This window comes from Breoghania sp. L-A4, assembly GCF_003432385.1.
Lineage (GTDB): Bacteria > Pseudomonadota > Alphaproteobacteria > Rhizobiales > Stappiaceae > Breoghania.
On the sequence record NZ_CP031841.1, the window covers coordinates 4,323,554 to 4,336,713 of the forward strand.

10 protein-coding genes are annotated in these 13,160 nt (G+C 64.1%); 1 reads left to right on the forward strand and 9 read right to left on the reverse strand.

Annotation, left to right across the window (positions count from 1 at the left end):
* Positions 1 to 46: 46 nt before the first annotated feature.
* Complete coding sequence (locus tag D1F64_RS19800; RefSeq protein WP_117413828.1) at positions 47 to 1,648, reverse strand: hypothetical protein; 1,602 nt, start codon at positions 1,646 to 1,648, stop codon at positions 47 to 49.
* A 152-nt stretch (positions 1,649 to 1,800) separates the two neighbouring features.
* On the opposite strand from D1F64_RS19800, the gene D1F64_RS19805 reads away from it, so the two are divergent.
* Positions 1,801 to 2,388 carry an NAD(P)H-dependent oxidoreductase gene (locus tag D1F64_RS19805; protein WP_117413829.1) on the forward strand — a complete coding sequence of 196 codons (588 nt, stop codon included), beginning with the start codon at positions 1,801 to 1,803 and terminating at the stop codon, positions 2,386 to 2,388.
* Between the two features lie 66 nt (positions 2,389 to 2,454).
* Here the strand turns inward: D1F64_RS19805 and D1F64_RS19810 are convergent, their stop codons facing one another.
* The 8 genes from D1F64_RS19810 to D1F64_RS19845 form a co-directional block, all read right to left on the reverse strand.
* A complete protein-coding gene (locus D1F64_RS19810) occupies positions 2,455 to 3,846 on the reverse strand; it encodes an NAD(P)(+) transhydrogenase (Re/Si-specific) subunit beta (RefSeq protein WP_117413830.1) in 1,392 nt (463 codons plus the stop codon).
* 15 nt (positions 3,847 to 3,861) lie between these two features.
* The gene (locus tag D1F64_RS19815) at positions 3,862 to 4,350 is read right to left on the reverse strand and encodes a proton-translocating transhydrogenase family protein (RefSeq protein ID WP_117413831.1); all 489 of its coding nucleotides are present in this window, start codon (positions 4,348 to 4,350) and stop codon (positions 3,862 to 3,864) included.
* Positions 4,350 to 5,531, reverse strand: a complete 1,182-nt coding sequence (locus D1F64_RS19820) for a Re/Si-specific NAD(P)(+) transhydrogenase subunit alpha (protein WP_117413832.1) — start codon at positions 5,529 to 5,531, stop codon at positions 4,350 to 4,352. The genes D1F64_RS19815 and D1F64_RS19820 overlap by 1 nt, the downstream gene beginning before the upstream one ends.
* Before the next feature lie 31 nt (positions 5,532 to 5,562).
* Positions 5,563 to 5,925, reverse strand: coding sequence for an aa3-type cytochrome c oxidase subunit IV (locus D1F64_RS19825; protein ID WP_205470550.1), 363 nt, complete (start codon positions 5,923 to 5,925; stop codon positions 5,563 to 5,565).
* Between the two features lie 79 nt (positions 5,926 to 6,004).
* A complete protein-coding gene (locus D1F64_RS19830; protein ID WP_117413834.1) occupies positions 6,005 to 7,402 on the reverse strand; it encodes an AarF/ABC1/UbiB kinase family protein in 1,398 nt (465 codons plus the stop codon).
* 260 nt (positions 7,403 to 7,662) lie between these two features.
* Positions 7,663 to 9,177, reverse strand: coding sequence for a DUF882 domain-containing protein (locus tag D1F64_RS19835; protein WP_248304521.1), 1,515 nt, complete (start codon positions 9,175 to 9,177; stop codon positions 7,663 to 7,665).
* A gap of 223 nt (positions 9,178 to 9,400) precedes the next feature.
* Positions 9,401 to 11,134: a L,D-transpeptidase family protein gene (locus tag D1F64_RS19840; RefSeq protein WP_117413835.1), complete on the reverse strand. Its 1,734-nt coding sequence runs from the start codon at positions 11,132 to 11,134 to the stop codon at positions 9,401 to 9,403.
* Positions 11,135 to 11,281: 147 nt separating this feature from the next.
* Positions 11,282 to 12,901 (reverse strand): sigma-54 dependent transcriptional regulator, encoded by a 1,620-nt coding sequence (locus D1F64_RS19845; protein ID WP_117413836.1) that lies wholly within the window; start codon positions 12,899 to 12,901, stop codon positions 11,282 to 11,284.
* Between the last annotated feature and the right edge of the window lie 259 nt (positions 12,902 to 13,160).

Consider the following 13,160-nt stretch of genomic DNA (forward strand, 5'->3'; position numbering starts at 1 on the left):
GCCGAACCAGCGAGCCGGATTGCGCCGGACACGAAAGCCTTCCGGCTCACGAACTCGCTGACGGCGGCGCCTTCGGTTTACGCGGTTTGCGCGGCGCGCGTGTCTTCCTGGTGGTCGTCGGCCCGGCCTTCGCCGGTTTGCGCGTGGTGCCCTTGGGGCTTGATGCCCGCGCTGACTTGCGGATCGGCGTCCCGGCTTGCGTGTCCGCCGCGCCTGCTGCCGCTTCGCCCGCTTGCGCGACAATTTCCGGCGCGGCGGATGCTGCGCGGCTTCCGGAGGGCTCGACGGGTTCGGACTCAACCGATGACTGGGGCTGTTCGGGACGGTCCTCGGCAAGCTTCAAGGCCTCGCGAAGCGCGATGATATGCGCGCCGGGAGCGTGCCGGTCGCCGCCCGGCGCGATCGTCCAATACCGGGTGTGCGCCAGATAACGGTTGCCTGGCGGCGTCACCGCCACATCCTCCACGCCCTCGCCGAACACCGGCTCGATCGGCCCGCCGATCAGATCCCCTTCGATGATGTTGCGGCAGGGGAAATAGATGTTGGTCCAGCGCACCGGCGCGAAGACCGCCGCGTGGTGCGGAACCGCCATCCGAACCTGTTCCTCGCCCTTCCCGACGGTGCGGTCATAGGAAAACCGCGCCGTGCCCTTGCTGTCCGTCTCCGCGAGCGGCGGACACACCGGGAACTCGCGCTGGGCGACCCGCTCATCGAACTCGTCGAACGTGCGCGCCAGCAGCGCGTTGCCATGCGCCAGCGGGCTGCCCATGGTGATGAAATCGGACACACACCATTTGTTGCCGTTGGCGCGCAACTCATCGAGATAGTCGCGCTGCGCCTCGCGATAGGCCTCACGGTCCAGCGGACGGGTATTGGCCAGCGCCTGAAGCCGGTCGAGCGCGTCGCTCGGCCCGTCGCCCGCCATCCGAGTGTTATACTCCGCCCAGACATCGCGCAGGATATCATAGCCGATGATCGACCCCAGGCTGTGCCCCACGACGATGATGCGGCGATAGTCACCGCACTCGATCAGCTTGCGGAGCAGCGTCGCGCCTTCGTCGCGGATCGCGCGGCGCTGCCCGACGTTGACGGGCGCGGGGCTCAGATAGCGCGCCGCATCGCCAATGATCGGTGCGATGATTTTCGTGTTGAGATAGAGCAGGACCGCGCCAATCAACATGGTCCAGAACGGAGTCAGCCCGAGGAATTTCGAGCCTTCGTCCAGGGAGAGATCGACAACCAGCAAGGTGATCAGCCCGCACAGCACCCACAGCGCGATCCAGGCCGCATACAGCTGATCCGGAACGTCCTTGCGGTTGCGAAACAGCAGCAATTTCACCCAGGACACCACGTGGCTGATCTTGGTGCCCGACATCAGGTGCGCCCAGTAGAACTCGAAAAAATCCGTGCGCACGCCGTCGAAATTGTGATTGGTGGTCAGTCGCCGCAGCTCGAGGGCGTCAGAAATGGTGTCCGGCTTGCTCCACACCTGCGGGCCGCCGCCATACGGCCTCTGGCGCTCGTCCCCGCTCCACACCACGTCGACAAAACCGCGCAACGTGTCCATGGCCTTTTGTTCGCCCATTCCGTGGATGACGATAACGGCCTGCTTGTCCGGCAAATCGCCGTCCTGTTTCCTGTCCACCATGATCCCCTCCCCGTTTCGCAAGAGCACGCTGGAGGGTACCACACCGTCAGAATTCGGAAACGCCCTTGCCGCTGACCTGTATCAACGCACCGCCTGCGCGCGTGAGGAACACTGCACCGCGCAATAACCGCTCAACGGATGGTGGTTCACACATGAGCAGAAACATCGTTCTGATACAGGGACACCCTGATCCGGACCCCGCACGCCTGTGCCGGGCGCTGGCCGATGCCTACGCGCAAGGCGCGCGTGACGCCGGGCACACAGTCACGCTCATCGACATCGCGGCACTGGACTTTCCGCTGCTGCGCAGCCCGGAGGACTATTACAAGGGGCCAACACCGCCCGGACTTGAGGACGCGGCGGAGGCCATTCTCGCAGCGGACCATCTCGTTCTGGTGTTCCCGCTTTGGCTCGGCACGCTGCCCGCGCTGACGAAAGGCTTCTTCGAACAGGTCCTGCGTCACGACACCGCCTTCGAACAGGAATCCGGCGCCCGTTGGCCGCATGGCAAGCTGTCCGGCATCTCCGCCCGCATCGTCGTCACCATGGGCATGCCGGCCTTCATCTACCGCTGGTGGTTCCTGGCACACGGGCTGCGCGGCTTCGAGCGCAACATCCTGCGCTTCGTCGGCATCAAGCCGGTGCGCGAGACCTTGTTCGGCATGGTCGATGGCGTCAGCGACGCGACGCGCAAGGGCTGGCTTGAAAAGATGCGCAAGCTCGGCGACAGAGCCGTTTGAGCGCGGGAAACGAAATGGGCCGCCCAAACGGGCGGCCCAATTCAAACCGGAGCGTCGCGAAGCGGATTACATCGCCTTGACGATCTGCTCCGTCATCTTCTTGGCGTCGCCAAACAGCATCATCGTCTTGTCGAGGAAGAACAGCTCGTTCTGGATGCCGGCGTAGCCGGAGGCCATGCCGCGCTTGATGAACAGCACCGTCTTCGCCTTGTCGACGTCGAGGATCGGCATGCCGTAGATCGGCGACTGCTTGTCGGTGCGCGCCGACGGGTTGGTCACGTCGTTGGCGCCAATAACGAAGGCCACGTCGGCCTGCGCGAACTCCGAGTTGATGTCCTCGAGTTCGAAGACATCGTCGTAGGGCACATTGGCTTCCGCCAGCAGCACGTTCATGTGACCCGGCATACGGCCCGCCACCGGATGGATGGCGTATTTGACCTCGACACCCTCTTCCTTGAGCGTATCGACCATTTCACGCAGCGCATGCTGCGCCTGGGCCACCGCCATGCCGTAGCCCGGCACGATGATCACCTTGGAGGCGTTCTTCAGAAGGAAGGCCGCATCCTCGGCCGAGCCCTGCTTGACGGGGCGCGTTTCCTCGCCGCCGTCAGCGGTCACCGTCTCGCCGCCGAAGCCGCCGAGAATGACCGAGATGAACGAGCGGTTCATGCCCTTGCACATGATGTAGGACAGGATCGCGCCCGAGGAGCCCACCAGCGCGCCGGTGATGATCAGCGCCGTGTTGCCCAGCGTGAAGCCGATGCCGGCCGCAGCCCACCCCGAGTAGGAGTTGAGCATCGAAACCACCACCGGCATGTCGGCGCCGCCGATCGGGATGATGATCAGGATGCCGAACAGCAGCGCGACCGCCGTGATCGCCCAGAACAGCGTGTGGCTCTCGTTGCCGACGAAGAGGGCGACCAGCACCACCATCAGGATGGCGAGACCGGCGTTGATCATGTGCCGCGCGGGCAGCATGATCGGCGCGCCGGACATGCGGCCGTCGAGCTTCAGGAAGGCAATGACCGAGCCTGTGAAGGTGATCGCGCCGATGGCGACGCCGAGCGACATTTCCACCAGGCTCGCGCCGTGGATCTCGCCGACATTGCCGATGCCGAAGGCTGCGGGCGCATAGAGCGCGCCGGCCGCCACCAGCACCGCGGCCATGCCGACCAGCGAGTGAAAGGCCGCCACGAGCTGCGGCATCGCGGTCATCGGGATGCGTTTGGCGACAATGGCGCCGAAACCGCCACCAAGCGCCAGGCCCAGCAGGATCAGCACCCAGCCCATTCCGCCAGGTGCTGCGGCAAACAGCGTGGTCAGGATGGCGATCGTCATGCCAGCCATGCCCATGATGTTGCCCCGGCGCGACGATTCCGGATGCGACAGGCCCTTGAGCGCCAGGATGAACAGCACCCCGGAGACGAGATAGAGAAGCGCAATGATATTCGCGGACATGTTCAGCTTCCCCCGTCACGACTTTTTCTTGTACATGGCAAGCATGCGAGAGGTGACCATAAAGCCACCGAAGATATTCACAGCTGCCAGCACAAGGGCTACAAAACCAAAGCCGCGCGCCCATTCGGCGCCCGCGCCTCCCGCAGCGTCGACCCCGACCGCGAGAAGCGCGCCGACGACGATCACGGAGGAGATCGCATTGGTAACCGACATCAACGGGGTGTGCAGCGCCGGGGTTACCGACCACACCACGAAATAGCCGACGAAAATCGCCAGAACGAAGATCGACAGGCGGAACACGAAGGGGTCGATGACCCCGCCGCTTGCCGCATGCGCAGCGGCCGCCAGGCCGTCGGCCGCGCCGCCGTCAAGTCCGCTGGCAATCTGATCGGCGTAGGTCTGGGCCGCCTGGGCCGCGCTCTGCGCGGTCTCGGCCGCCTCCCTGGCGGCTTCCGCCGCCGCGCGGGCCCGTTCCAGGGCCTCGCTGGACGTCATGGTCGCCATTATTCACCCCCCTCTTTCTTCGCCGCGGCCGGCACCGCGGGTGCGGGCTTGCTCCCGGTGAAGGCGGAATGGACGACCGCACCGTCACGCGTGAGAACCGTTGCCGTCACCAATTCGTCATCCCAATCGACATTGAGGCTCTTGGCCTCCTTGTCGACCATGGTTTCCACGAAGGCATAGAGGTTCTTGGCATAGAGCGCCGAAGCGGTGGCCGCGATGCGTCCCGGAACATTGAGATGGCCGACGATCTTCACTTCGCCCACCTTGATGACCTTGCCCGGCTTGGCGCCTTCGACGTTGCCGCCACGCTCGACCGCCAGATCAACGAGCACCGAACCCGGCCGCATGGACTGCACCATTTCCTTGGTGATCAGGCGCGGCGCGGGCCGTCCCGGAATCAACGCCGTGGTGATGACGATGTCCTGCTTGGCGATGTGGCTCGCCACCAGTTCCGCCTGCTTCTTCTGATATTCGGGAGACATCTGCTTGGCATAACCGCCAGCGGTCTCGGCCTGCTTGAACTCGTCATCCTCGACAGCGACGAATTTCGCCGCAAGCGATTCGACCTGTTCCTTGGCCGCGGGCCGCACGTCGGTGGCCGAGACGGAGGCGCCCAGCCGGCGGGCTGTGGCGATCGCCTGAAGACCCGCGACACCCGCGCCCATGACAAAGACCCGCGCCGCAGGCACCGTGCCCGCCGCGGTCATCATCATCGGCAGCGCCCGGTCATATTCCTCGGCGGCGTCGATCACCGCCTGATAGCCGGCCAGGTTCGCCTGGCTGGACAGCACGTCCATGACCTGCGCGCGCGTAATGCGCGGCATGAACTCCATGGCAAAGCCGGAAACGCCGGCCGTCGCCATGGCCTTGACATCCTTTTCATGGCCGAAGGGGTCCATGATGGCGAAAACGAGGGCGCCCTTTTTCATGAGCTTCAGCTCATCGGCGCCCGGACGGCCAACCTTCAGGACAACATCCGCATCGCCAAGCGTGGCGCTCGCGTCCGCTGCGATCTTCGCACCGGCGTCCTTGTAGTCGGCATCCAGGATACGGGACGCCTTACCGGCTCCCTTTTCCACCACCACATCGAAACCGAGACCGATGAACTTCTTCACCGTCTCAGCGGTGGCAGCCACCCTCGTTTCGACGGCGTCGCGCTCGAGCGGCACCCCGATTTTCATATAACCCCTCCAACGATTTACATTTTTATTTTCAGGAAACAGACAGGACCGTCAGCAGACCAAACACGACGAGGACGATCGCCGCCGGCCGCCAGCCGTTCTGGCCCATGAACAGGCCGATCGCGCAGGCCAACAGCGAGGCCAGAACACCGACCGTGCCGATCACGCTTGCCCATGCACCGCCGAAGCCGAAAACCAGCAGGCAGAGCATGAAGTTCAAGACGGTCACCACGCCCAGCTTGGAAAAGGCGATAAAGCCAGAATAGGTCTTTTCATGCTCCGCGTAGTCCATGCTCGGAACGGAATTTTCAGCCATGACGTACCCTTTGGTCGCAAGTTTCAGTTGCCACGCTTTTAGAACAAAAAGCCCTGTAACGGCAATCCAAAGTCGCATTGCCGTTTTGCAACAGTGTTTTCACGCTCCGCGCGGCAATGTGCAAAGACGCTGTCATTGCGCGCGTTTTGATCATTTTTCAGGTCCGGACGCTATCGTTCGAAAGGCCGACATCCGCCAGCAACGACGCCTGCCGCCCGGAAATGACCCGCTCATCGAAAGCCTCGATCTGTTCGTTGAACAGACGGAAAAAATTCAGCTCCGCCTTGAGATGCAAAAACACGCCGCCAAGCCCGATCGCCGCCCGATCCATGAACACGAACTCGCGCGGCACCGTCACCGGACCCAGTTCCTTCAACGCCTTGTGGACACGAAACGCTTCCCTGCGGCCGTATTCCGCCGGGCTTACCCCGTCGGCGATTGCGCGGGTCCGGTCCTCCAGGAGCGGCCCGTAAATGAATCGCGCCCAGATATTGAGCGTGTCGATCAACGGCCGGCTCAACCCCTTGAATCCCCACGTCTCGTAGGCGGAAACGACGCGATCGTCATCGCCTTCCTGCAAGCCGCGATACAGATCGACGACGCCTGCGACAAAGCCCGCGGGGAAGATCCGCACGCAGCCGTAATCCATCAGGTTGATGCCGGCCGGATCGCCGTTCTCTTCGAAGACGGAATAGTTGCCCAGATGAGGGTCGCCGTGAATGATTCCGAAATGGCTGAAAGGGTGCCACCACGCTCGGAACATCACGCTTGCCAGCCGATTGCGCTGCTCGAGCGAATGCTTGGTGAAATCCAGAAGCGGCCGACCCTCGAGCCAGCCCATGGTCAATAGCCGGCCGGTCGAAAGATCGTCCACCACATCGGGCACGCGGATCGTCGGATCATCGGCGAAGATGCGCCGATACGCGGCCATATGTCGCGCCTCGCGGCCGTAGTCCAGTTCCTCGCGCACGCGTTCGCCAATCTCCGCCGCGATCTCGCGCGTATCGATTGCCGGTTTCATGCGCCGATGCACAGACAGAAGCAGCGACAGTTGCCGCAAGTCGGCCTCGACCGCGGATTCCATGTCGGGATATTGCAGCTTGCAGGCCAGCGGACGCCCATCGGACGCCTTCGCCCGATGCACCTGGCCCAATGACGCCGCGGCCGCCGCATCGCGGTCGAACGCGCCGAAGCGGCTTTCCCAGTTCGCACCGAGCTCCGCCATCATGCGGCGTTTGACGAAGGCGCGCCCCATGGCCGGGGCGCTCGACTGCAATGTAGCGAATTGCGCCGCGTATTCCGGCGGCACGGCGTCAGGGATGGTTGCGAGCAGCTGCGCCACCTTCATCAGGGGCCCCTTCAGGCCGCCCAGCAGCGCCGTGATGTCCGCGGCGTCGCTGTCCTTGCCCGCGCCGTTTCCAAACAGCCGCGCTCCCGCCATCTTGGCGGCAAGCCCGCCAACGTTGCCACCGACTCGGGCATAGCGCCCGACGCGGGCACTGAGCCTGTTTGCTTCCTTGTCGCGCGCGGGCCTGTCGTTGTCGAAATCCGCCATAGATGTTCATCCTTGCGCGTCGGGTTGCTCGCGAAGCGCGCTTCGAAGATAGGCTGATCTGATCGGAAAACCAGAGCCAGACGCGCGCCCGCAAGCCGCACCGGGCGGAGCAGAGATGCTCTATGGGAAGGATTATTCGGCCGAGGCCGTCGGCAGCGACACCACGGCGGGACCCATGAACTGATCCGTACGGAGCGCGCCATAGACGTCATGGTCAAAGCGTGCGAGCAGAATCCGCGCAGGCCGTCCGATCAATGCGGTCAGACGGCGCTGATCGGGATGCCGGAGATCGGCAAACGCCTGCGTCCGCGTGGTGCTCTCGCCCGACAACAGACGCGGCTCGTCGCCACCCGGCAGAGCCGCGAATCGCGCGAACGGATCCGCCCGCGCGGGAAGCTTCCCGTGATGGACGGCTGCGGCAGATCGTCTGCGGAACGGCGCGGCGGCGAAAAGGCGCGCAGTTCCGTCTCATCCGTTCGTGTGCCCTGGAGGCTGGCCAGGACAATCGGCTGCTTTGCCGGCTTGTCGTCGGCCGCGCGGGCGCCGGAGAACGTCGGCGGCAGTGGGCGCGGAATGGCGGACGCATAGGCGAGCGCGGCGCCGGGCGCGATGGTGTCGGGCTTGGCGGCCCGCGGCGTCTCGGCATCGGTTAGCGCGGATATCGCATCATGCGGATTGGATGGCGCGGGCATTGGCAGCGCCGCCAAAACGGTCGGCTCGGCTGCGATTGGGCGCGGCTTGGCGAGCGGCAGCGCGGCAACCAGAATCGGCACTTCCTCGGCCGAGGACTCGTTGGCTTCAACAGGCGCTTCTTCCGGCTCATCGTCGCCGCTCACGCCCGGAAGATCATCCGGTTTCTGCGGCGGACGGATGCTCGTCGGCACCACGGCCGCGATCGCGCCGGGCGCGCGGCCCAGCGCCGCGGGCGGCGTCGGGCCGTCGTTTGAGGAATTCCCCGAGAACAGCGACGCAATGAAGCCCTTGCCCGTGTTCGAGCGACTCACCGGAACGGGGCGGATGGCCTGGTTGTCGCCGCCGCGAATGCGCGCAGTCGGCGTCGGTGCCGCGGACGCCACAACGATCTGCTGGCCGCCATCGCGTTCGCGCCGCTTCAAGGCCGCCTGCGCCTGCTTGTAGCCCGGCATCGGCTTGCCGTCGGAAGGTACATGCACCGTCTTGCCGTCAGGAAACACGCTCGCCAGTTGCTTGCGGGTCATACGCGGCCAATGGCGCACGCTGCCGGTGTCCATATGCACAAACGGCGAATTCGATTTCGGATAGTAGCCGACGCCGCCGATCTCCTTTTGCAGGCCGAGCTTGCGCAGGGTTGAGATGCTGACGTCGGGAAGGAAGAAATCCATCGCCTTGCCGCGCATGTGCTGGCTGAACTTGGCGACGCCGCGCGACCGGCCGCGCAGCATGTTGTTCGTCGCCGGAGAACGGTAACCCGAGACAACGTGGATATAATCCTTGGAGCCCGACTTCTGGTAGACGTCCCAGATCAGATCAAAGAGCTCCGGGTCCATCTTGGTCGGTTCATTGCGGCGCCAGTCGCGCAGGAACTGATTGAGTTCGCGCAGACCGCCGTCCACGAATCGGCCGTTCTTCTTGAAGGTGATCTCGGCGCGTTCGCCGGTGTGCGTGTTGTAGAGCCTCAGGGCGCGCGATGAAGCCTCCGCGGCTCCCGCATACGCCGCCGACAACACAATCGCGCCTGCCGCCACGACGGCGAGGGAGCGCAAGCAGGCCGCAGCGCGCACGCCAGCCTTGATCACGCATCCGATGTTTCGAAGCGACCGGGGTAGGGAAACGCTCAAATCGTGTCTCGCAATTCACCGCACGCGGCCAGGCCAGTTGTTTAGACTGACCCGATGCCGCGGCATCACTACACCCCCAAGGGTGACTAAAATACGGCACGGCAAGTTAAGAAGTATTTACCGTATTTTTCAATGCGAGAAAATCGTGCCCTACAAGCAACAGAAATCAAAGCGTTTTTACCTACGCATCATCATCTAGGCCCAAGGCCTTGATGAGCTTTTGATGATGTCCGTAGATATCGGAGCGCCGCTGCAGCACACCGGCATCATCCACCCAGGCGGTGAAATAGGTGATGTGAACGGGGATATGCCGGGTCAGGTTCACCTGCCGCGAGCGTCCGCCAAACAGCCGCGTCAGACGCTGCGCATCCCAGTCGTTCTCCTCGACAAGCAGCGCATCGGCAAATTTCATCGGTTCAAACACCCGCACGCATCCATGGGAAAACGCCCGGACGGATCGGTTGAACAGGCTCTTGCTTGGCGTGTCGTGCAGATAGACCGAGTGGCGATTCGGAAACATGAACTTGATGCGCCCGAGCGCATTGCCGGCACCCGGTCTTTGGCGGATCCGAACGGAGCTCAGGCTGCCGTTCCACCAGTTCACGTCCAGCGGATGCACCTGGCGGCCACGCGACAACACCTCGTATCCCGAACGCGCGAAGAACGAGACGGGATCTTGCTGAATGCGCGGCAGCATTTCCTTCGACGCGATCGACCGCGGCACGTTCCAATAGGGATTGACGATGACATGCTCCATCTCGTCGGAAAAGATCGGCGTCTGGTTGCTGCGTTTGCCGACGACCACGCGGGTCTCGTGATACACCGCGCCGTCCCGGATGAGCCGGACCATGAATTCCGGGATATTCACCTGAACATAGTAGCGGCCGAGATCGCGCGGCATCCACCGCCACCGCTCCATGTTGGCGATCACGTCGGCAACCGGATTGCCTTCGTCGCCGCCGTTGATCGCCGCCCGCGTGCGCGGGCCGACCATGCCATCGACGTACAGCTGGTTCGTACGCTGAAAATCGGAGACCGCGGCCTGCACCTCCGCATCGAAGACATCCGCGTCGAATTCAGGCGCGGCCACATTCAGCCGTTTGCGCAGGATTTCCACCCGCGAATCTCGGGATCCAAGTTTGAGAAGCGGTCCTTCGGGAAGCGCCACCGGACGCTCGACTTGATCGGGAAGTGCACGCAGCCGTGCCAGTTCGGCCTTCAGGCGCCGATAACCGTCATGTTGCGGATTGAAGCCGATCAGGGCGACGGCCGGGTTCTCGGCGCTGACGATCGTATCGAGCGCCTCGACGGGATCGAGCTGCGGAGGCGACAGATCGAAATAGCCGGAGATTGACGACGGCGCGATGCGGCCGCCCATGGCGTGTCGGGCATAGGCTGCGACCGAGCGCGACAGCTCGATTTCCGCCTCCGCGAGCAGGATCGGCGTGGAAGGCAGCCCGTCGCCGAGATGCGCGGAAGGGATCGGGTAGGCGTCGGGATCCAAGCCCTCCTCATCGGCGTGGCGCAGCCGCTCGATCACGGCGAGGGCCGCGGCGCTCAACCGGCCGTCCAGAGTCCAGGCAGGCACCCATTCGCGCTCGAGATAGAACTCCGCGACCGCGGCCAGATCGCCGCGACCGGAATCCCCGGTTGTCTCGAGCAGGTCACGCAGCGCCAGGGAAACCGGGTCCAGCAGCGCACCGGTCTCAACAGCCGGCTCCACGGCGGGTGACGCGGCCGGCAGCCCATCCGGACCCGCTGCGGGTTGTTCGCCCGGCGCAGCGCCATCCGCCGCCGGCATCACGATGATGGCGGGGTCGTCGTGAACCGCCGCCCATGACGGCACCGCCGCCACGCCGCCCACAACAACCGAAAACGCCAACGAGAAACCTGCAACACCCAGCGAACGCATCATCACTCGTTGTCCTGTCCCAAACCAAGGCCCGACGCCCTGCGACTATTTGCACGACCCGTGGGGCACGGATCGGCGATCGATACGATGAAGCCGGTGCTGCCGGCAATCCGGTTCAGCACCAAACGCCATCACTTCATTATTACAATGCTACCGCGACGCTCGTGCGGCGATCTCATCCAACTCCGAGGCGGCCTGATCGGACGAACCATCGAGACCGTAGTCCTTGAGCTTGCGGTAGAGCGTCGACCGGCCGATATCGAGCCTGCGCGCGACTTCCGCCATGCGTCCGCCGTAGTGATCGATCGCGGTGACGATCATGTCGCGCTCGACCGCTTCCAGCGTCTTGACGTGGCCGGTGTCGTCCAGCGCGCGCATGAAACCGAAGGGAGCAACGCCTTCCGCGACGCCCGCGAAACCGCCTTGCGCCAGATCGCCATGGCCCTTGTATGCCTCTCCCGGTGCGTCGGCGGACTCACCGGTACCCGCCTGAACGGACGGCCTGGGGGCCGCGACACCGATCATGTCGCCGCCGCTGTAGCCGCCGGGAGCGCCAGCCGGGATCGCGCCCGCGCCGCCAGAGCCGCGCATGGCCTGAATCTGCGGGAAATCCTCCGGCTGCAGATAGGTATCGTCGCACAGCACCACGGCGCGGAAGACGGCGTTCTCCAATTGACGGATGTTGCCCGGCCAGTCGAAGGACTGCAGCAATGCGATGGTTTCCGGCGCGATCGACGCCACCTGCGGCTTGTTCTCCTCCGCCGCGAATCGGGCAAGGAAGTGCCGCGCCAAATCCGGAATGTCCTCGAGCCGGTCGCGCAGCGGCGGAATCCAGATCGGAAACACGTTGAGCCGGTAGTAGAGATCCTCGCGAAAGCGGCCTTCCTTGACCAGATCGAGCAGCCTGCGATTGGTGGCGGAGATCATCCGGAAATCGATACGCACCGGACGCCGCGCGCCGACGGGGTCGATTTCACTCTCCTGGAGCGCACGCAGGAGTTTCACCTGAACGTCGAGTGGCAGTTCGCCGACCTCGTCGAGAAACAGCGTGCCGCCGTGAGCTTCCTGGAACTTGCCGACGTGCTTTTCGGTGGCGCCCGTGAACGCCCCCTTCTCGTGACCGAAGAGGATCGATTCCACGAGATTTTCCGGAATCGCGCCGCAGTTGACGGTCACGAAGGGCTTTGAGGCGCGATCGCCGGAGCCCTGGATGGCCCGCGCGATCAGTTCCTTGCCGACACCTGATTCGCCTTCGATGAGAATCGGGATGTTGGAGGATGCCGCGCGGTCGCCGAGCCGCAGCACGCGTTCCATCGCGGGCGAGCGGGTAATGATGTCGTCGAATGTCAGCGTTCCAGCCGCCGACTTGCGGATACGGGTGATTTCATCCTGAAGCGCGGAGACCTTCAGAACGTTTCGAATGGATACTTCGAGCCGTTCGGGACTGACCGGCTTGACCACGAAATCCTGCGCGCCGGCCCGCATGGCGCCGACCACCGTGTCGATGCCGGCCTGCGCCGTCTGCACGATCACCGGCGTGGCGATGCCCTTCTCGCGCATCTTGCCCAGCACCGCATGGCCATCGAGTTCCGGCATCACCAGATCGAGGATGACCAGATCCATGTCGCTGCCTTCGGGCCCGGTCATCACCGCGACCGCCTGCGCGCCATCCTCGACCACACGGGCCGAATAGCCGAATCGCTTCACGGCCTCTTCCAGCAACCGGCGCTGGATCGGATCGTCGTCGACGATCAGAATGCGTCCACTCATAAAACGCGGTTCCCCTTGCGCCGCCGCAGCGCGCATTTTGCGTTCCCGTCATTCCGCATCCGGGAAACGACGCTCGGCGACTGTCTCATTTCGGGGCATTATGCGGGGCGCGAGTAAAGAAACTGCTTATCGGCTCGGCTCGAACCGCGGAGCAGAACCCGCACGCCGATTGCACTTTGTGCCTTCGACCCAATATGTTGCTCACAACCGGCGCGCTACCGGGCCGCACTTTCGACCAGCCGTCACGTGATCATCGCCT